This window comes from Phaeovulum veldkampii DSM 11550, from assembly GCF_003034995.1.
In the GTDB taxonomy this organism is placed as follows: domain Bacteria; phylum Pseudomonadota; class Alphaproteobacteria; order Rhodobacterales; family Rhodobacteraceae; genus Phaeovulum; species Phaeovulum veldkampii.
Window position 1 is genome coordinate 1 of record NZ_PZKF01000022.1, and the last position, 17,360, is coordinate 17,360.

At 65.2% G+C, this 17,360-nt stretch carries 20 protein-coding genes; 8 read left to right on the forward strand and 12 right to left on the reverse strand.

Features of this window, described 5'->3' with window-relative positions:
- Positions 1 to 80: 80 nt before the first annotated feature.
- The 5 genes from lysA to argH are packed head-to-tail and all read right to left on the reverse strand — an operon-like array spanning position 81 to position 3,415.
- Positions 81 to 1,346 carry a diaminopimelate decarboxylase gene (gene lysA / locus C5F46_RS10350; RefSeq protein WP_107325278.1) on the reverse strand — a complete coding sequence of 422 codons (1,266 nt, stop codon included), beginning with the start codon at positions 1,344 to 1,346 and terminating at the stop codon, positions 81 to 83.
- The gene (locus tag C5F46_RS10355) at positions 1,346 to 1,663 is read right to left on the reverse strand and encodes a DUF2834 domain-containing protein (RefSeq protein ID WP_107325279.1); all 318 of its coding nucleotides are present in this window, start codon (positions 1,661 to 1,663) and stop codon (positions 1,346 to 1,348) included. The genes lysA and C5F46_RS10355 overlap by 1 nt, the downstream gene beginning before the upstream one ends.
- Before the next feature lie 59 nt (positions 1,664 to 1,722).
- On the reverse strand, positions 1,723 to 1,860 hold the full coding sequence (locus C5F46_RS10360; RefSeq protein ID WP_107325280.1) for an argininosuccinate lyase: 138 nt from the start codon (positions 1,858 to 1,860) through the stop codon (positions 1,723 to 1,725).
- Entirely contained in the window at positions 1,857 to 2,006 is a 150-nt protein-coding gene (locus tag C5F46_RS16635) for a hypothetical protein (protein WP_168796796.1), read from the reverse strand. The genes C5F46_RS10360 and C5F46_RS16635 overlap by 4 nt, the downstream gene beginning before the upstream one ends.
- Before the next feature lie 5 nt (positions 2,007 to 2,011).
- The gene (argH, locus tag C5F46_RS10365; RefSeq protein WP_107325281.1) at positions 2,012 to 3,415 is read right to left on the reverse strand and encodes an argininosuccinate lyase; all 1,404 of its coding nucleotides are present in this window, start codon (positions 3,413 to 3,415) and stop codon (positions 2,012 to 2,014) included.
- A gap of 27 nt (positions 3,416 to 3,442) precedes the next feature.
- Between argH and C5F46_RS10370 the strand changes: the two genes are divergently transcribed.
- The 5 genes from C5F46_RS10370 to yddG all read left to right on the forward strand — a co-directional run bounded on the left by C5F46_RS10370 (position 3,443) and on the right by yddG (position 8,004).
- Positions 3,443 to 4,006 (forward strand): TlpA family protein disulfide reductase, encoded by a 564-nt coding sequence (locus C5F46_RS10370; RefSeq protein WP_107325282.1) that lies wholly within the window; start codon positions 3,443 to 3,445, stop codon positions 4,004 to 4,006.
- 98 nt (positions 4,007 to 4,104) lie between these two features.
- Positions 4,105 to 4,944, forward strand: a complete 840-nt coding sequence (locus tag C5F46_RS10375; RefSeq protein ID WP_107325283.1) for an EAL domain-containing protein — start codon at positions 4,105 to 4,107, stop codon at positions 4,942 to 4,944.
- Between the two features lie 137 nt (positions 4,945 to 5,081).
- Positions 5,082 to 6,257 carry an acetyl-CoA C-acetyltransferase gene (locus tag C5F46_RS10380; protein ID WP_107325284.1) on the forward strand — a complete coding sequence of 392 codons (1,176 nt, stop codon included), beginning with the start codon at positions 5,082 to 5,084 and terminating at the stop codon, positions 6,255 to 6,257.
- Between the two features lie 97 nt (positions 6,258 to 6,354).
- Positions 6,355 to 7,077: a beta-ketoacyl-ACP reductase gene (gene phbB / locus C5F46_RS10385; protein WP_107325285.1), complete on the forward strand. Its 723-nt coding sequence runs from the start codon at positions 6,355 to 6,357 to the stop codon at positions 7,075 to 7,077.
- A gap of 66 nt (positions 7,078 to 7,143) precedes the next feature.
- On the forward strand, positions 7,144 to 8,004 hold the full coding sequence (yddG, locus tag C5F46_RS10390; RefSeq protein ID WP_107325286.1) for an aromatic amino acid exporter YddG: 861 nt from the start codon (positions 7,144 to 7,146) through the stop codon (positions 8,002 to 8,004).
- A gap of 11 nt (positions 8,005 to 8,015) precedes the next feature.
- Here yddG and C5F46_RS10395 read toward each other — a convergent pair whose 3' ends face one another.
- From C5F46_RS10395 to C5F46_RS10405, 3 genes are all read right to left on the reverse strand, one after another.
- Positions 8,016 to 8,183, reverse strand: coding sequence for a YdcH family protein (locus C5F46_RS10395; RefSeq protein ID WP_107325287.1), 168 nt, complete (start codon positions 8,181 to 8,183; stop codon positions 8,016 to 8,018).
- A gap of 130 nt (positions 8,184 to 8,313) precedes the next feature.
- Complete coding sequence (locus C5F46_RS10400) at positions 8,314 to 9,075, reverse strand: tRNA1(Val) (adenine(37)-N6)-methyltransferase (RefSeq protein ID WP_107325288.1); 762 nt, start codon at positions 9,073 to 9,075, stop codon at positions 8,314 to 8,316.
- Positions 9,075 to 9,290: a putative signal transducing protein gene (locus tag C5F46_RS10405; protein WP_107325289.1), complete on the reverse strand. Its 216-nt coding sequence runs from the start codon at positions 9,288 to 9,290 to the stop codon at positions 9,075 to 9,077. The genes C5F46_RS10400 and C5F46_RS10405 overlap by 1 nt, the downstream gene beginning before the upstream one ends.
- A 64-nt stretch (positions 9,291 to 9,354) precedes the next feature.
- Here C5F46_RS10405 and C5F46_RS10410 point away from each other — a divergent pair, with 64 nt between their 5' ends.
- Positions 9,355 to 10,356: a polyprenyl synthetase family protein gene (locus C5F46_RS10410; RefSeq protein ID WP_107325290.1), complete on the forward strand. Its 1,002-nt coding sequence runs from the start codon at positions 9,355 to 9,357 to the stop codon at positions 10,354 to 10,356.
- Between the two features lie 95 nt (positions 10,357 to 10,451).
- On the opposite strand, the gene C5F46_RS10415 is transcribed toward C5F46_RS10410, so the two are convergent.
- The 3 genes from C5F46_RS10415 to C5F46_RS10425 all read right to left on the reverse strand — a co-directional run bounded on the left by C5F46_RS10415 (position 10,452) and on the right by C5F46_RS10425 (position 14,738).
- A complete protein-coding gene (locus C5F46_RS10415; RefSeq protein WP_107325291.1) occupies positions 10,452 to 11,294 on the reverse strand; it encodes a 4-(cytidine 5'-diphospho)-2-C-methyl-D-erythritol kinase in 843 nt (280 codons plus the stop codon).
- Positions 11,284 to 12,942 (reverse strand): tetratricopeptide repeat protein, encoded by a 1,659-nt coding sequence (locus tag C5F46_RS10420; RefSeq protein WP_107325292.1) that lies wholly within the window; start codon positions 12,940 to 12,942, stop codon positions 11,284 to 11,286. Before C5F46_RS10420 ends, C5F46_RS10415 begins: the two co-directional genes overlap by 11 nt.
- A 146-nt stretch (positions 12,943 to 13,088) precedes the next feature.
- The gene (locus C5F46_RS10425) at positions 13,089 to 14,738 is read right to left on the reverse strand and encodes an electron transfer flavoprotein-ubiquinone oxidoreductase (RefSeq protein ID WP_107325293.1); all 1,650 of its coding nucleotides are present in this window, start codon (positions 14,736 to 14,738) and stop codon (positions 13,089 to 13,091) included.
- A gap of 213 nt (positions 14,739 to 14,951) precedes the next feature.
- Between C5F46_RS10425 and greA the strand changes: the two genes are divergently transcribed.
- Positions 14,952 to 15,422, forward strand: coding sequence for a transcription elongation factor GreA (greA, locus tag C5F46_RS10430; RefSeq protein WP_168796797.1), 471 nt, complete (start codon positions 14,952 to 14,954; stop codon positions 15,420 to 15,422).
- Positions 15,423 to 15,448: 26 nt separating this feature from the next.
- Positions 15,449 to 16,492 carry a hypothetical protein gene (locus C5F46_RS10435; RefSeq protein ID WP_235820147.1) on the forward strand — a complete coding sequence of 348 codons (1,044 nt, stop codon included), beginning with the start codon at positions 15,449 to 15,451 and terminating at the stop codon, positions 16,490 to 16,492.
- Between the two features lie 90 nt (positions 16,493 to 16,582).
- Here the strand turns inward: C5F46_RS10435 and C5F46_RS10440 are convergent, their stop codons facing one another.
- Positions 16,583 to 17,359 (reverse strand): succinate dehydrogenase iron-sulfur subunit, encoded by a 777-nt coding sequence (locus C5F46_RS10440; protein ID WP_107325294.1) that lies wholly within the window; start codon positions 17,357 to 17,359, stop codon positions 16,583 to 16,585.
- Position 17,360 lies beyond the last annotated feature (1 nt).

Genomic DNA, 17,360 nt, shown 5'->3' on the forward strand with positions numbered 1-17,360 from the left:
CGCAGGCGCTGCAGCGCGGCGATCAAGCGGGGGGGGGGGGTTCGTTCATGCCCAACCTTCCGGGCGCGGGGCGGGGCGCCCTACAGCCATACTGGAATGGTATCTCGGGCCAGGATTTCGTCAAAGCTCGGCCGCGCCCGGATGACGGCGAAGTGATCCCCCGCCACCAGCACCTCGGGCACCAGAGGCCGGGTGTTGTATTCCGAGGCCATCACCGCGCCATAAGCCCCGGCCGAGCGGAACGCGACCAGATCGCCCGGCGCCAGCAGCGACAGCTCGCGCGCCCGCGCGAAGGTGTCGCCGGTTTCGCAGACCGGCCCCACCACGTCAAAAGGCTGCGTCGGCCCGCCGGGAACCGGCTCTGCCACGGCGATGATGTCGTGATGCGCGCCATACATCGAGGGGCGCGCCAGATCGTTCATCGCGGCGTCAAGGATCAGGAAATCACGCCCCTCACCCTCTTTCACCCAGATCACCGAGGCGACCAGCAGCCCCGCATTGCCCGAGATCAGCCGCCCCGGCTCGATCTCGATCTCGCAGCCCAGATCGCCCACCGTTTCGCGGATCACCTGCCCGTAATCCAGCGGCAGCGGCGGTGCCTCGTTCGAGCGGGTGTAGGGGATGCCCAGCCCCCCGCCCAGATCAAGCCTGCGGATGTTGTGGCCATCGGCGCGCAGCGTGCGGGTCAGGTCGGCGACCTTGGAAAAGGCGGCGCGGAACGGCTCAAGATCGGTCAACTGGCTGCCGATATGCACATCGATACCCACCACGTCGATGCCGGGCAGGGCCGCCGCCTCGGCATAGACGGAACGGGCCTTGGCGATAGGGATGCCGAACTTGTTTTCGCTTTTGCCGGTGGCAATCTTCTCATGCGTTTTCGCATCGACATCGGGGTTGACGCGCAGCGCGATCGGGGCGGTTACGCCCAACGCCGTGGCAATTTCTGAAATCGCGCGCAGTTCGGGTTCGGATTCGACGTTGAACTGCCGGATGCCGCCCTCCAGCGCCAGCCGGATTTCCTCGCGCGTTTTACCCACGCCGGAAAACACGATCCGGTTGCCCGGCACGCCCGCGGCCTGCGCGCGGCGGTATTCGCCGCCCGACACCACATCCATTCCCGCGCCCAGATCGCCCAGCACCTTCAGCACGGCAAGGTTACCGTTCGATTTGACGGCAAAACAGATCAGGTGATCCATGCCCGCCAGTGCCTCTTGAAACAGGCGGTAGTGCCGGGCCAGGGTAGCGGTGGAATAGACGTAAAACGGCGTGCCGACAGCCGCCGCAATCGCAGGAATCGCCACGTCTTCGGCATGCAGGACGCCGTTGCGATAGAGAAAGTGGTCCATCAGGTCACCGGGCGCGAACGCAGGAACAGATAAAGCGGCAATCCGCAGCTGACCCCGATCAGGTAGATTGCCGGAATTGCCAGAAGCCCGCGCCAGTTGCGGCTGGTCCATGTCTCGACCACAACCCACAGCGTCAGGGTGACGGCGGCGATGGTCAGATCCCACACCAGCCCGGTGGTGGCGGCGTTGACATACCAGGCATCAATCATCGCCCCCACATCCCACGCGTTTTCCGAAAGAAAGCCGATGAAATAGGGCAAGGGGAGCGCCGTGCCGATCAGGGCAAGGCCAAGATAGATCATGCGCAGGGGCGACATCGGCTTCTCCGAAACTGGGGCGGGCAGATCGTAGCGCGGGGACCGCGCCGGGGGAAGGCTCAGCGCCGCGACACGATGCCGATTTCGGCGGTGCCCGAAACGGTTATGCCGGGCGCGGCCTTGGCGGGCGGCACCGGCGGGCCATCGACACCGCAGGCCGCCAGCGCGAAGGCAAGGGCAAGGGACCATCGCTTCATGGCTGCAAAGCCAGATCAAAGTTTTCGGCCTCGGCCGCGGCATAGGGGTAGACATACAGCCCCTTGGGCGTCAGCCGCACCGCCGCATGGGTCGAAGGGTCAGGCGCGGCACAGGCCACGACCCCGCAGAGCATCACAAGCGCCATGGCCTTCATCCGATCCTCTGTTTCCAGCGGGCAATCTGCGCGCGCACCTGATCGGGCGCGGTCCCGCCGTAACTCTGTCGCGAGGCGACCGAGTTGTGAACCCCCAACACGCCGAATACCTCGGATGTGATCGCTGGATGCACCGCCTGCATCTCCTCCAGGCTCAGTTCGGGCAGATCGCAGCCCTTGGCCTCGGCGCGCGCGACCAGCGTGCCGGTGACGTGGTGGGCATCGCGGAACGGCAGGCCCGCGGCGCGCACCAGCCAATCTGCCAGATCGGTGGCCGTGGAAAAGCCCGACGAGGCCGCAGCCTCCAGCCGGTCACGATTCACGGTCAGGTCGCCGATCATGCCTTCCATCGCCGCCAGCGCCAGCATCAGCGTGTCGGCCGCGTCAAAGACCTGCTCCTTGTCTTCCTGCATGTCCTTGGAATAGGCCAAGGGAAGCCCCTTCATCACCGTGAACAGCGCCACCGCCGCGCCAAGAATGCGTCCGATCTTGGCGCGGATCAGTTCGGCCGCATCGGGGTTGCGCTTTTGCGGCATGATCGACGACCCGGTGGACCATTTGTCCGACATCGCCACGAACCGGAACTGTGCCGAGGACCAGATCACCAGTTCTTCGGCCAGCCGCGACAGATGCGTGGCGCAGATCGCCGAGGCGGCCAGAAACTCCAGCGCAAAGTCACGGTCCGACACCGCATCAAGGCTGTTGGCCATCGGCCGGTCGAAGCCCAGGGCTTCCGCCGTCATATGCCGGTCGATCGGGAACGAGGTGCCCGCCAGCGCCGCGGCCCCCAGCGGGCATTCGTTCATCCGCGCGCGGGCATCGGCAAAGCGGCCCATGTCGCGGCCCAGCATCTCGACGTAGGCCATCATGTGATGGCCCCAGGTCACCGGCTGGGCGGTTTGCAAATGGGTAAAGCCCGGCATCACCCAGCCGGCCCCCGACTCGGCCTGCGCCAGCAGCGCGCCAATCAGCGCCCGAAGGCCCGAAACCGCGGCATCGCACTGATCGCGCACCCACAGGCGGAAATCGGTCGCCACCTGATCGTTGCGCGACCGCGCCGTATGCAGCCGGCCAGCCGGTTCGCCGATGATTTCCTTCAGCCGGGCCTCCACGTTCATGTGGATGTCTTCCAGCGCAACCGAGAACGGGAAATCACCGCGTTCGATCTCTGACAAGACCGTGAGAAGCCCTTCCCCGATCGCCTCGGCATCGTTATGCGTAAGGATGCCTGTCGCGGCCAGCATCGCCGCATGGGCCCGGCTACCGCGGATATCCTGCGCGTAAAGCCGCTGGTCGAAGCCGATCGAGGCGTTGATCGCCTGCATGATCGCATCCGGCCCGGCGGCGAAACGCCCGCCCCACATGGCGTTGGAGGCTTGCGATTTGGCGGTGTCGGTCATCGTTGCGGCCCTTGGGTTGGAGGCAAAATGCGTGGTCTGTCTGCGTTCGTCCTTTATGCGGCCCTGTCGCTTGGCGCAACCGCCGCGACGGCGGCTGATCTTGAGGCGCTGAAACAAGGCGACATGAAAAAGCTGGTGCTGACTGCCGCACCGCAGCCCGTGCCCGACCTGCCCTTTACCGATGCCACCGGCGCCGAACGGCGCCTGTCAGACTGGCGCGGCAAGGTGGTGCTGGTGAATTTCTGGGCGCTGTGGTGCCCGCCCTGCCGGGCCGAGATGCCCGCGCTGGATCGCTTGCAGGCCACGCTGGGGGGCGAGCGATTCGCGGTGGTGACCATCGCCACCGGGCGCAACGGTCTGCCCGCGATTGACCGCTTCTTTGCCGAAACCGGCGTCACCCATCTGCCGGTGCTGCGCGATGAAACGCAGGCCCTGTCACGCGCGATGGGGGTGCTGGGGCTGCCGGTCAGCGTGATTGTGGATGCCGAAGGGCATGAGATCGGGCGGCTGACCGGCGAGGCCGAATGGGACGGCGACAGCGCACAGGCGATACTGGATGCGCTGATCGCCGAGGTTTCCTCGCAGCCCTGATCGCACCGCCCCCGATCACCCTGCTTTGAAAAAATTCGCGGATTTACCTCTTCTTAGCCCCTTGCGGCAAGACTGCGCCCAACGGGAAGGAGTCTGCCATGTCACACCGCGATTCGCTGCCGAAAGAGCCGGTCGATCCCAGCCTGGCCAGCCCGCTTGACCATGCCGTCGCCCTGCGCGACCGTGAGGCGGTGGCACTGGTGCGGCAGGCGGTCGACCGGGGCGATGTGGTGCTGGCCTTTCAGCCGGTAGTACAATCGGCCCGCCCCGACCGGCCCGCCTTTTACGAAGGGCTGATCCGGGTGCTGGATGACACCGGCCGCATCATTCCTGCGCGCGATTTCATCGGGGCGGTCGAAACGACGGGACTGGGCCGCAAGATCGACTGTCTGGCACTTGAAATGGGCCTGATCGCGCTGGGCGAAGATTCGGGGCTGCGACTGGCAATCAACATGTCGGCCCGGTCGATCGGCTACCCAGACTGGATGGCGGTGCTGCACCGCGGGCTGGCCGCCGACAGCACCGCAGCCGAACGCCTGATTCTCGAAATCACCGAAAGCTCGGCGATCCTGATGCCTGATCTGGTGCAGGTCTTCATGAAGGACTTACAGCAAAAGGGGGTATCCTTCGCACTGGATGATTTCGGGGCGGGCTACAGTTCGTTCCGCTACCTGCGCGAGTTCTACTTTGACATCCTCAAGATCGACGGCCAGTTCATCCGCGGCATCGCCGACGACCCCGACAATCAGGTACTGACCCATGCATTGCTGGCGCTTGCGCAGCATTTCGACATGTTTTCCGTGGCGGAATCGGTCGAAAACGCCCGCGATGCCGAATATCTGCAACGCCTCGGGGTGGATTGCATGCAGGGCTATTACTTTGGCGCCCCCACCATCCTGCCGCCGTGGAAGACCCCGACACGGGCATTGCGCGCCTGACCTAGAGCCGCGGTCGCACGGCAATCGGGTTGCGCGCGGGGCCGGGGGCTTGACCTGCCCCTCGCTTCGGGCATGCTGCGCAGCGGCATCCGGCGCGGCCCCGCGACCGGCTTCGCAGACCAAGGGAGAGGATCCATATGACCAATGTCGTGATCGTTTCGGCAGCCCGCACGGCTGTCGGCAGCTTCAACGGCGCCTTCGCCAACACCCCCGCCCACGATCTGGGCGCCACCGTTCTGGAGGCGGTGGTGGCCCGTGCCGGGATCGACAAGGCAGAGGTCGACGAAACCATCCTGGGCCAGGTGCTGACCGCCGGTCAGGGCCAGAACCCGGCGCGTCAGGCGCATATCAAGGCGGGCCTGCCGATCGAAAGCGCAGCGTGGTCGATCAACCAGGTCTGCGGTTCGGGCCTGCGCACAGTGGCACTGGCAGCCCAGCACATTCAACTGGGTGACGCCGCCATCGTGATCGCCGGCGGGCAAGAAAACATGTCACTCTCGCCCCATGTCGCGCACCTGCGTGCAGGAACCAAGATGGGCGACATGTCCTTCATCGACTCGATGATCAAGGACGGGCTGTGGGATGCCTTCAACGGCTACCATATGGGCCAGACGGCAGAAAACGTGGCCAATCAGTGGCAGATCAGCCGCGAGATGCAGGACGCATTCGCGCTGGCCAGCCAGAACAAGGCCGAAGCCGCGCAGAAATCGGGCAAATTCGCCGATGAGATCGTGGGCTTCACCGTGAAAACCCGCAAGGGCGACATCGTGGTGGATGCCGATGAATATATCCGCCACGGCGCCACGCTCGAATCGATGCAGAAACTGCGTCCGGCCTTCACGAAGGACGGCAGCGTTACTGCGGGCAACGCCTCGGGCATCAACGATGGCGCCGCGGCCGTGCTGCTGATGACCGAGGCCGAGGCCGCGCGCCGCGGCCTGACCCCGCTGGCGCGGATCGCATCCTATGCCACCGCCGGGCTTGATCCGTCGATCATGGGCTGCGGCCCGATCCCGGCCAGCCGCAAGGCGCTGGAAAAGGCCGGCTGGAAAGCTGCCGATCTGGACCTGATCGAGGCAAACGAGGCGTTCGCGGCGCAGGCCTGCGCGGTGAACAAAGACATGGGCTGGGATACGTCAAAGGTGAACGTCAACGGCGGCGCCATCGCCATCGGCCACCCGATCGGCGCCTCGGGTGCGCGCATCCTCAACACGCTGCTGTTTGAAATGAAGCGATCGGGCGCGAAAAAGGGCCTTGCAACGCTGTGCATCGGCGGCGGCATGGGCGTGGCGCTCTGCGTCGAAGGCGTCTGATCTTTCTGCATTGCAAAAATTCGGCGCGCAACATTGTTGCGCGCCGCTTTTATTTTGGGTAACAGCGTTTCAACAGCATTTGCTTCTAGGGGGAATCATGTCGAGAGTTGCACTGGTCACCGGGGGGTCGCGCGGGATCGGCGCCTCCATTTCGCTGGCGCTGAAGGCGGCGGGCTACAAGGTTGCGGCAAACTATGCTGGCAACGATGAGGCGGCGGCGAAATTCACCGCCGAAACCGGCATCCCGACCTACAAATGGTCGGTCGCCGATTACGACGCCTGCGTTGCGGGCATCGCCCGGGTCGAGGCCGATCTGGGCCCGGTCGAGGTGCTGGTAAACAACGCTGGGATCACCCGAGATTCGATGTTCCACAAGATGACCCGCGAGCAGTGGCAAGAGGTGATGGAGACCAACCTGAACGGCCTGTTCAACATGACCCACCCGCTGTGGACCGGGATGCGTGACCGCAAGTTTGGCCGCGTGATCAACATTTCGTCGATCAACGGGCAAAAGGGTCAGGCCGGGCAAGCCAACTATTCGGCCGCCAAGGCGGGCGATCTGGGCTTTACCAAGGCGCTGGCGCAAGAAGGCGCGCGCGCCGGCATCACCGTGAACGCGATTTGTCCGGGCTACATCGGCACCGAAATGGTGATGGCCGTGCCGGAAAAGGTGCGTGACTCGATCATCGCGCAGATCCCGGTGGGCCGTCTGGGCCAGCCCGAGGAAATCGCGCGCTGCGTGGTGTTTTTGGCCGCCGATGACGCAGGCTTCATTACCGGATCGACACTTACCGCTAACGGTGGCCAGTTCTTTGTCTGATCCTCTTGGAAACGCTGCGAAAGGCCCGCATCTTGCGGGCCTTTCCTGTTTCGGGGGCTGGGCTCCATGACGCGGACACACGCAACATTCATCGGGTTTTCGGCGGTGGCGCTGTGGTCGCTGCTGGCCTTGTTCACAGTCGGCTCGGCGCCGGTGCCGCCGTTTCTGCTGAACGCGCTGACCTTTGCCATCGGCGGGATGATCGGGCTGATCTGGGTAGCCCGCAGCGGGGGCCTTGGCCAGTTGCGTGCGATTTCATGGCGGGTCTATGCCTTTGGCACTGCGGGGTTGTTCGGCTATCACGCGCTGTATTTCTCGGCCCTGCGCATGGCGCCCGCCGCCGAGGCCGGGCTGATCGCCTATCTCTGGCCGCTGCTGATCGTGCTGTTTTCGGGCCTGCTGCCGGGTGAGAGGTTGCGCCCGCTGCATCTGATCGGCGCGGCGCTGGCCTTTGCGGGGGCGGCGCTGATTGTGTCGGGCGGCGGCACCGGGCCCAGCGCCGCAGCGCTGCCGGGCTATGGGCTGGCCTTTCTCTGCGCGCTGACCTGGGCCGCCTATTCGTTGATCTCACGACGCCTGGGGGCGGTGCCGACTGCCGCAGTGGCGGTCTATTGTCTGGCCACCGCCGCGCTGTCGGCGCTGGCGCATGTGGCATGGGAAGACACGCTCTGGCCCGCGGGCGCGCTGGGCTGGGGCGCGGTTCTGGCGCTGGGGCTGGGGCCGGTGGGCCTTGCCTTCTACACTTGGGATGTGGGGGTCAAACGCGGCGATATCCAGTTGCTGGGAACCGCCTCCTATGCAGCCCCGCTGCTGTCAACGCTGGCGCTGATTCTGGGCGGTGTGGCCGAGGCTTCGACCGGGCTGGCGCTGGCGGCGGCCCTGATCGCCAGCGGTGCCCTGCTGGCGGCGCGCGCCAGCAGGGAATGACGGCGCAGAGGTCAGTCCTGCGACAGGCGCGTGATTTCTTCCTTGATCTTGAGTTTCTGCTTTTTCATATCGGCAATCTGGGCGTCACTGCTTGCCGGGCTGCGTTGCGCTTTTTCGACCGCATCCGACAGCGCCTCGTGCTTCTTGCGAAGCTCGTGCAGGTGTGAACTCAGCGTCATGGCCGTCTCCTCTCCTTTGCAGACATGACAATTCCATCACACTTCCCCGGCCATGTCACGCGCGACCGCCGTGCAAGGCGCGAAATCCTATCATGCGGTTTCAGCCTGACAGAATTCACCTGACGACAGGTTAACGCGGCAGGGTCAGCACGGCCCCCGCGCGCAGGATCGCCTGCGCCTCGGGCGTCAGATCCTCGTGGTCGGCAGCGTGATGGGGGGCGGCATGCAGCACGAACGGGGCCAGCAGGCGCAGCGGCCCGCGCCCGCCCTTGCGCGCCTGCACGATTACCCGCCCCGCCGCCCGCCCCGCGCGCGGGGCTACCGGCAGCACCACGCTGCTGCCCGCCCGCGGCGGCAGCGCAGCCAGAATATCGCCCAGCCGCTCGGCCTGCTGGATCAGCGTCAGATAGCCGCCGGGGCGCAGACGGCGCAATGCAGCGTCGATCCAGACGGCAAGCGGCGTGGCCTCGCGCTGCGCCGTTTCGCGCCCCGAATCGGCAGCGGCAGTGCCCGAGAACGGCGCAAAATAAGGCGGGTTGGCGATCACCTGATCGAAACTGCGGGCGCGCAGGGCGGCGGGCATGGCGGCCAGATCGCCCTCGACCACCTCCAGCACAAGCCCGTTGGCCGCCGCATTCCGCCTGGCCAGCGCCGCATAGGCCGGTTGCACCTCAAGCCCCGTCAGGCCCAACCCCGGCACCCGCGCGCCCAAACACAGGCTTGCCACGCCCGCGCCGCAGCCCAGTTCCAGCACCCCCTGGCCCGCCCGTGCCGGACAGGCCGCCGCCAGCAGCACCGCATCCATCGCCGAGCGATACCCGGCCCGCGGCTGTGCCAGCGTCAGCCGCCCACCCAGAAACCCGTCCTGCGTCAGATCTTCGGGCGCAAACATCAGGCCCCCTGATCCAGCCCGAGGTCGCGCAGAATGGCGCGCGCCATGAACAAATCGGCGTCGCGCACCATCAGCCTGCGCGGCAAAATGCCGAGGCTGCCATCCAGCACGCTCATGTGGACGTCGATCTGAAAGGCCGCTATACCCTCGCCTTCAAGGAGCGCGGTGGCGAGGGCCAGACGGACCGGATCGGTGCTGCGCAATAGCTCTTTCATGCCCAAGACTTAGGGGCATCCGCGCGCTCTGTCGAGGCGACGGATTGAAGAACGGGGAAACGCGATGAGCCTCGATGACAAGGCACAAAAACCGCATGACCGGCTGGCCGAAGCGCTGGCCGATGACATGGCGGCGGTGAACGAGCTGATCCGCACCCGGATGGCCAGCGAACACGCGCCCCGCATCCCCGAGGTCACGGCGCATCTGGTCGAGGCGGGAGGCAAGCGGCTGCGGCCGATGCTGACGCTGGCGGCGGCCCGGCTGTGCGGCTACGGCGGGCCCTACCATGTGCAGCTGGCGGCGACGGTCGAATTCATTCACACCGCCACGCTTCTGCACGACGACGTGGTCGACGAAAGCGGCCAGCGCCGCGGGCGGCCCACGGCGAATCTGCTGTGGGACAATAAATCCTCGGTGCTGGTGGGCGATTATCTGTTCGCTCGCAGTTTCCAGTTGATGACCGAAACCAACAACATGCGGGTGCTAGAAATCCTCGCCAATGCCTCGGCCACGATCTCGGAGGGCGAGGTGCTGCAACTGACCGCGGCGCAGGATCTGGCGACTGACGAGGGGATCTATCTCAAGGTCGTCCGCGGCAAGACCGCGGCGCTGTTTTCGGCCGCCACCGAAGTGGGCGGCGTGATCGCTGGCGCCACCGAGGCGCAGGTGCAGGCGCTTTACACCTATGGCGACGCGCTGGGTGTCGCATTCCAGATTGTCGACGATTATCTGGACTACGCCGGCGAGGCGGCCACGATCGGCAAGAACACCGGCGACGATTTCCGCGAGCGCAAGCTGACCATGCCGGTGATCAAGGCCGTGGTCTGCGCGGATGCCGAGGAACGTGCCTTCTGGTCGCGCGTGATCGAAAAAGGCGACCAGCACGAGGGCGATCTGGCCACCGCGCTGGCAATCATGGCCCGCCATGGCACGCTGAAAGCAACCCGTGCCGAGGCGCTGGCCTGGGCCGAAAAGGCACGCGCCGCACTGCGCTGCCTGCCCGCCCATCCGCTGCGTGACATGCTGGACGATCTCGCGCTCTACGTCGTCGCCCGAATCAACTGAGCCCTTTCATCTTGGTCCAAATATCCCCGCCGGAGGCTTCCGCACTGACCGTGGGAGCCTCCGGCGGGGATATTTTTGCCAAGATGAAAAGTCGATCAGGCCAGAACTGCGCTGTCGCTGACCCACCAGCCCGGCTGGCCCGCGGCGAGGGCGCAGGCGGCGGATGCGGCGGATGCGGCGCTGGCGAACAGCCCAAAGCAGGTGGCGCCAGAGCCTGACATCCGCGCCAGAAGGCACCCGTCGCAGGCTGCCAGCGCGGCAAGAACAGTGCCGATCACCGGCTGGATCGCCAGCGCCGGCGGCTCCAGATCGTTGCGCTGGCTGCGCAGGAAATCAGCAAGGTCCATGGCGCTGGACCAGTTCGGCAGCGGGTCCGGCATCGCCGGATTGGTCTTTTGCGTCAGCGCCCGGAACACGGCGGGCGTGGCCAGCGGCACACCAGGATTAACCAGCACCAGCCAGAGCGGTGGCAGTTGCGGCACATCGGACAGAATCTCGCCCAGCCCCGCCATCCGGCGCGGGCGCGGGTCAAGGCAGACTGGCACATCGGCGCCAAGCCGGGCAGTCTCTATCGCCGGGGGCAGCGTTACAGCCCACAGCCGGGCCAGCGCCCGCAAGGTGGCCGCTGCATCGGACGAACCGCCGCCGATGCCCGAGGCCATCGGCAGGTGTTTTTCCAGCGTGATCGCGGCGCCCTGCCCGGCCTGCCCCAGCATCCGCGCCGCGCGCAGCACCAGGTTGTCGCCATCCGCCGGAATGCCCGCCGCTTTCGGCCCGGTCACTGTGAGGCGCAGATCGTCGGCCGGTTCCACGAGGATACGGTCGCCCGCCTCGGCAAAGACCACCAGCGAATCGAGCAGGTGATAGCCATCTTCGCGCTGACCGGTGACATGCAGCGTCAGGTTGATCTTGGCCGGGGCCAGCGCCTCAATTGCCATTCAGGACCGCCTTCAGGGGGGCTGTGCCTTCCTCGGCCAGAACGGCATCAAGACCGACCTCCAGCTTGCGGCGGATGCGGACTGCGTCTTTCTCGGTTTCTGGCCCAAAAGACAGCGCGCGGCGCCACTGAAACGCTGCCTCGCGCGCACGCCCGACAGCCCAGTAGACATCGCCCAGATGATCGTTCACCAGCGAATCCGCAGGCATCCGTTCGACCGCGCGTTCCATCTGCACGACCGATTCCTCATAGCGGCCAAGGCGGAAAAGTGCCCAGCCGAGCGAGTCGATGATATAGCCATCCTCGGGCCGCGCGGCCACGGCGCGTTCGATCATCGTAAGCGCCTCGGTCAGGTTTTCCTGTTTCTCGACATAGGAATACCCCAGATAGTTCAGCACCTGTGGCTGTTCGGGCTCTAGGCGCAGGGCAGTGCGCAGATCGGATTCGGCCTTGTCCCAGGCATTCGTCCGCTCATGCGCGATGCCACGCGCATAAAACAGAAACCACTGTGCGGCCTCGGGAGTGTCGAACAGCGATATCGCCTTGTCATAGGCACGAGCGGCCTCGCCATAGCGCTCCTCGCGCCGCAACGTGTCGCCCAGGGCCGACCAGACGCCGGGCAGATCGGGGTGCGATCGGGTCAGTTGTTCCAGCACCTCGATTGCGGCCTCGGTCCGGTCTGCCGCCACCAGCGCATCGGCGCGGCCCAGTTCGGCGGCGTGAAACGCCGGGTCGTCGCGTGGAATACGGGCATAGGCTGCGGTTGCCAGATCGAACTGTTCCTGCTGTTCCAGTATGGCCGCGGTCATCAGGATGGCATCGACCAGACCGGGGCGCAGATATTCGCCCAGCCGGGCGTAAACCAGTGTGTAGGCGTCGGGTGTTTCCGAATTGAGCGCCCCTGCCACGGTATAAAATGTCTCGGCCAGACCATCGACCGCCGAGCCGACCATGGTGAAAGGCAGCCGCTCGCCCGCCACCAGACGGGCGCGTATATCCGACAGGGCCGGGTCCAGATCGACGGCAAAGGCGGCATCCAGCAGCGCCAGCGCATCGGCGTTGCGTTCCAGCTGGCTGAGAACCTGCACATGGGCCTGAACGCCGCGCCGTGTTGCCCGCATCGGTCGCCCGGCCTCACCCGAAAAGATCTGATCGGCGCCTTCGAAATCGCCCACCGAAGCCAGCGCCAGCGCCTTGTGATACAGCCCAAAGGCTTCAAGCCCGCGCATTTTCGACAGCCGGTCAAAGCTGCGCACCGCATCCGACATGTGGCCCCGGCCCAGTTCCGCCCAAGCCTCGGCCAGCACGCCGACCAGCGGGCCCACATTAATGCCCTCTTTCAGCAGGCTCAACACGCCGTCGAAATCGCCCGTCCGGCCACGTTCGGCCAAAAGCACCAGCGCCGCGATCTGGCTGCCGTCGGGGGCTGCGCCCATTTCCCGCGCGATTACGGCGGCGCGGTCGAAATCGGCGGTGCCGAGATAAGCGATCAGGGCCGATTCCTGCAACAAGGGGTTGGCAGGGTCGGACAGAAGGGCCTGCGCGTAATAGGTAGCGGCGCTGCTGTAATCAGAGCCGCCACTGGCGTGGCGGGCGGCCAGATAGGCGCCTGACACAGACGTTTCAGCCCGCGATTGCGGCGCGCCCATGATCACGGCAGGGGCGAGCAGGAAGGGGGCGAGGACAGTGAACAAGCGCGGCAATTGCGGCTCCTTTGCGGGATCGCGTCAGGGTAGCGGGACGCCCCGCGCAAGGCAATGCAAGGCGCGGCCCTTCGGCGCGCCTCGCGCAAGCGTTACATGTTGGGGTAATTCGGGCCGTCGCCCCCCTGCGGCGTGGTCCAGGTGATGTTCTGGCTGGGATCCTTGATGTCGCAGGTCTTGCAGTGCACGCAGTTCTGGAAGTTGATCTGGAACCGCGGCCCCTCCTCGCCGTCGAGCACCTCATAGACGCCGGCCGGGCAATAGCGTTGCGCAGGCTCGGCGTATTTCGGCAGGTTCACCGCGATCGGCACCGACGCGTCCTTCAGCCGCAGGTGGCAGGGCTGGCTTTCCTCGTGGTTGGTGGCGGCGAAGGCCACATTGGTCAGCCGGTCGAAAGACAGCTTTCCATCGGGCTTGGGGTAGTCGATGGGCTGGAAGTTTGCCGCCACACCTGTATGGGCGGCATCGGTCGAATGGTGTTTCAGCGTGCCCAGCGGATTCCAGCCGGTCAGGTTGGCCATCCACATGTCGAAACCGCCCAGAATCAGGCTGCCCCACATGCCCATGTGCGACCACAGCGGCTTGACGTTGCGAACCGGCAGCAGATCCTTGGCGATGGCGCCCGTGCGCAGTTCGGTTTCATATTCGGACAGCTCATCGCCCGCACGACCCGCCTTGATCGCCGCCGCCGCCGCATGGGCCGCAGCGATGCCCGACAGCATCGCGTTATGGTTGCCTTTGATCCGCGGCACGTTCACCAGCCCCGCTGAACAGCCCAGCAACGCGCCTCCGGGGAAAACCACCTTCGGGATCGACTGCCAACCCCCTTCCGAGATCGCCCGCGCGCCATAGGCCACGCGCTTGCCGCCCTCCAGCAGGCTTGCCACCATCGGGTGATGCTTGAACCGCTGAAATTCCATGTAGGGGTTCAAATACGGGTTTTCATAGTTCAGATGCACCACGAAACCCAGAAAGACCTGATTGTTTTCCGCGTGATAGATGAACGACCCGCCCGAGGCATCCTTGGTCAGCGGCCAACCCATGGTGTGGCTGACGGTGCCTTCGCGATGCTTGGCGGGGTCGATCTCCCAGATTTCCTTCATGCCGATGCCGAATTTCTGCGGGCTTTTGCCCTCCGACAGATCGAACTTCTCGATTACCTGCTTGGCCAGCGATCCGCGCACGCCCTCCGACAGGAAGACGTATTTGCCCAGCAGTTCCATGCCAGGCTCATAGTTCGGGCCGGGTGTGCCGTCGGACTGGCGGCCAAACTCGCCCGCAATCACGCCGCGCACGCGCCCGTCGTCGCCCCAGACCAGGTCCGAGGCCGACATGCCGGGGAAGATTTCCACGCCCAGCGCCTCGGCCTGTTCGGCCAGCCAGCGGCAGACATTGCCCATCGACACGATATATTTGCCGTGGTTCGACATCAGCGGCGGCATCAGCCAGGTTGGCAGCTTGATCTTGCCCACAGGACCGAGAATGAAGAAGTTGTCGGTCTTGACCGCGGTTTTGACCGGCGCGCTGCGGCTTTTCCAGTCGGGGAACAACGTGTTCAGCCCGACCGGGTCCAGAACCGCGCCCGACAGGATATGCGCGCCGACCTCGGAACCCTTTTCCAGCACCACGACCGACAAATCGGGATCGATCTCTTTCAGGCGGATCGCCGCCGACAGCCCCGCAGGCCCCGCGCCGACGATGACCACATCATATTCCATCGCTTCCCGTTCGATCGCGGTCATCGTCCACTCCCCCGCTTGCGCATGCACTGGCTGTGTTTATGCGGGAACGACTAGCTTACCCGAGGGCATGTGGCAATCGTGACGCGACGAAGCATTTCGCACCTGCGGCATCAGGGCCGCGTCTCGGCCGCGTTTTTCGGCCCCGCTCTTGACTTTGCAGGCCCAACCCGGATTTACAGGAGGCAACACAGCGTTATTTGCGAGCCGGCCTTCATGGAAAAGATACCGATGACGCGGGCGGGATTTGTCGCTCTCGATGAAGAACTCAAAACCCTGAAAACCGTCGATCGCCCGGCCATCATCCGCGACATCGCCGAGGCGCGGGCGCATGGCGACCTGTCGGAGAATGCCGAATACCACGCCGCACGCGAACGCCAGAGCTTTATCGAGGGCCGGATCAAAGAGCTTGAAGGGCTGATCAGCCGCGCCGAGGTGATCGACCCGGCCAAGTTCTCGGGCTCGATCAAGTTCGGCGCCACGGTGACGCTGGTCGATGAGGACAGCGACGAGGAACGCACCTATCAGATCGTGGGTGAAACCGAGGCCGATATCGAGCGGGGCCTGCTGAACATCCGATCGCCGCTGGCGCGGGCGCTGATTGGCAAGGACGAGGGCGACAGCGTCGAGGTGCGCACACCTGGCGGCGACAAGAGTTATGAAATCCTCGCGATCCGCTACATCTGACAATGGCGGGCCGCACGGAGGGGCAGATGCCAGAAGATCCGTCCGAGACCACCGATGATCGGGCGCCCTCGCTGCCACATCTGGGGCTGCGCGCCCGGCTGACGCCTGCCCCCCGCTTCAGCGGCACCGAGATGCTGGCCTTGGTGCTGACGGCTGGCTGGCTGGGCCTGGTGGGCCTGTTCTTTCTGCTGATCGGCCCCGGCACCGGGGGCGGCAACGGTCTGACGCTGGTGTTGACACTGGTTGGCATCTTTTTACCGGTGGCAATGATCTGGGTGGCCGCCGTCACCAGCCGCACCGCGCGCGAGATGCGCGCCGAGGCGCTACGCCTGCAACAGTCGATTGATGCGATGCGGCAGGCCTGGGTCACGCAGCAAAGCCTGATGAATCGCCCCTCGGTCGAGCGAAAACTGGACGAGATCGCCGCCGCAGCGCGGCAGACCGAAACCGCGCTGGCCACCTTTGCCTCGCGCCGTGATACAGCCGCTACGCAGCCCTCGGCTGACCGCAAGGCGGCGCTGGCCGCCCCTCGCGCGCAGCCCACCGGCGAGGATCAGCCGGCACTGGCGCTGGGCACCCCGGCCGAGGCGCTTCACGCCCCGGTCTCGATTGGCGATTTCATCCGCGCGCTGAACTTCCCCGACTCGGGCGAGGACCGAGAGGGCTTTCGCGCGCTGCGCCGTGCGCTGGAAGAGCGCGACATGGCCAAACTGATCCGCGCCGCACAGGATGTGCTGACGCTTCTGGCGCAGGACGGCATCTTTATGGATGACCTGACCCCCGACCGCGCCCGCCCCGAAATCTGGCGCCGCTTTGCCCAAGGCGAGCGCGGACGCGCGATTGCCGGACTTGGCGGGGTGCGCGACAGATCAAGCCTGGCGCTGACCGCCGGACGGATGCGGCAGGACACGATCTTCCGCGATGCGGCGCATCATTTCCTGCGCCAGTTCGACAAGACACTTGCCGAATTCGAAAGGAACGCCAGCGATGCCGAGGTGGCCGAATTTGCCGATACCCGCACCGCGCGCGCCTTCATGCTGCTGGGGCGTGTGACGGGCGCCTTCGATTGATAGGCGATGGTGCGAATGAAACGGCCGGGGGCTGTGCGCCCCCGGACCCCCGCAGGATATTTGTGCCAAGATGAAAGGGGCGGTTGCCCCTTAGACCATGCGCTGAACCATCATCTTCTTGATCTCGGCAATCGCCTTGGCCGGGTTCAGGCCCTTGGGGCAGGTCTTGGCGCAGTTCATGATCGTATGGCAGCGGTAGAGCTTGAACGGGTCTTCAAGCGCGTCGAGCCGTTCTGCCGTCGCCTCGTCGCGACTGTCGATGATCCAGCGGTAGGCGTGCAACAGCGTGGCAGGGCCAAGGTAGCGATCGCCATTCCACCAGTAGCTGGGGCACGAGGTGGAACAGGAGGCACACATCACGCATTCATAAAGACCGTCGAGCTTTTTGCGGTCTTCGATCGACTGGCGCCATTCCTTTGCGGGGCGATTGGTTTTCGTTTCCAGCCACGGCATGATCGAGGCATGCTGGGCGTAGAACAGCGTCAGATCGGGGATCAGGTCTTTCACCACCGGCATATGCGGCAGCGGGTAGATTTTCACATCACCCTTGACCTCGTCGAGGCCGTAGATGCAGGCCAGCGTGTTGATGCCGTCGATGTTCATCGCGCATGAGCCGCAGATCCCTTCGCGGCAGGAGCGGCGGAAGGTGAGCGTCGGGTCGATTTCGGCCTTGATCTTGATCAGCGCATCCAGAACCATCGGCCCGCATTTCGCGATGTCGATGAAATAGGTGTCGACCCGCGGGTTTTCGCCGGTGTCGGGATCCCAGCGATAGATCAGGAATTTGCGGATGCTTTTGCCTTCGGGGCGCGGCCAGGTCTTGCCGGTGCGGACCTTGGAGTTCTTGGGCAGCGTGAATTGGACCATT

Coding starts and splice junctions, on each gene's coding strand:
- C5F46_RS10395 (WP_107325287.1), bottom strand. CDS start 8,183: ATGACGCTGAGTTCACACCTGCACGAGCTTCGCAAGAAGCACGAGGCG.
- phbB (WP_107325285.1), top strand. CDS start 6,355: ATGTCGAGAGTTGCACTGGTCACCGGGGGGTCGCGCGGGATCGGCGCC.
- yddG (WP_107325286.1), top strand. CDS start 7,144: ATGACGCGGACACACGCAACATTCATCGGGTTTTCGGCGGTGGCGCTG.
- C5F46_RS10400 (WP_107325288.1), bottom strand. CDS start 9,075: ATGTTTGCGCCCGAAGATCTGACGCAGGACGGGTTTCTGGGTGGGCGG.
- C5F46_RS10375 (WP_107325283.1), top strand. CDS start 4,105: ATGTCACACCGCGATTCGCTGCCGAAAGAGCCGGTCGATCCCAGCCTG.
- C5F46_RS10360 (WP_107325280.1), bottom strand. CDS start 1,860: ATGAAGCGATGGTCCCTTGCCCTTGCCTTCGCGCTGGCGGCCTGCGGT.
- C5F46_RS10420 (WP_107325292.1), bottom strand. CDS start 12,942: ATGGGCGCGCCGCAATCGCGGGCTGAAACGTCTGTGTCAGGCGCCTAT.
- lysA (WP_107325278.1), bottom strand. CDS start 1,346: ATGGACCACTTTCTCTATCGCAACGGCGTCCTGCATGCCGAAGACGTG.
- C5F46_RS10370 (WP_107325282.1), top strand. CDS start 3,443: ATGCGTGGTCTGTCTGCGTTCGTCCTTTATGCGGCCCTGTCGCTTGGC.
- argH (WP_107325281.1), bottom strand. CDS start 3,415: ATGACCGACACCGCCAAATCGCAAGCCTCCAACGCCATGTGGGGCGGG.
- C5F46_RS10415 (WP_107325291.1), bottom strand. CDS start 11,294: ATGGCAATTGAGGCGCTGGCCCCGGCCAAGATCAACCTGACGCTGCAT.
- greA (WP_168796797.1), top strand. CDS start 14,952: ATGGAAAAGATACCGATGACGCGGGCGGGATTTGTCGCTCTCGATGAA.
- C5F46_RS10440 (WP_107325294.1), bottom strand. CDS start 17,359: ATGGTCCAATTCACGCTGCCCAAGAACTCCAAGGTCCGCACCGGCAAG.
- C5F46_RS16635 (WP_168796796.1), bottom strand. CDS start 2,006: ATGGCGCTTGTGATGCTCTGCGGGGTCGTGGCCTGTGCCGCGCCTGAC.
- C5F46_RS10380 (WP_107325284.1), top strand. CDS start 5,082: ATGACCAATGTCGTGATCGTTTCGGCAGCCCGCACGGCTGTCGGCAGC.
- C5F46_RS10405 (WP_107325289.1), bottom strand. CDS start 9,290: ATGAAAGAGCTATTGCGCAGCACCGATCCGGTCCGTCTGGCCCTCGCC.
- C5F46_RS10410 (WP_107325290.1), top strand. CDS start 9,355: ATGAGCCTCGATGACAAGGCACAAAAACCGCATGACCGGCTGGCCGAA.
- C5F46_RS10435 (WP_235820147.1), top strand. CDS start 15,449: ATGCCAGAAGATCCGTCCGAGACCACCGATGATCGGGCGCCCTCGCTG.
- C5F46_RS10425 (WP_107325293.1), bottom strand. CDS start 14,738: ATGACCGCGATCGAACGGGAAGCGATGGAATATGATGTGGTCATCGTC.
- C5F46_RS10355 (WP_107325279.1), bottom strand. CDS start 1,663: ATGTCGCCCCTGCGCATGATCTATCTTGGCCTTGCCCTGATCGGCACG.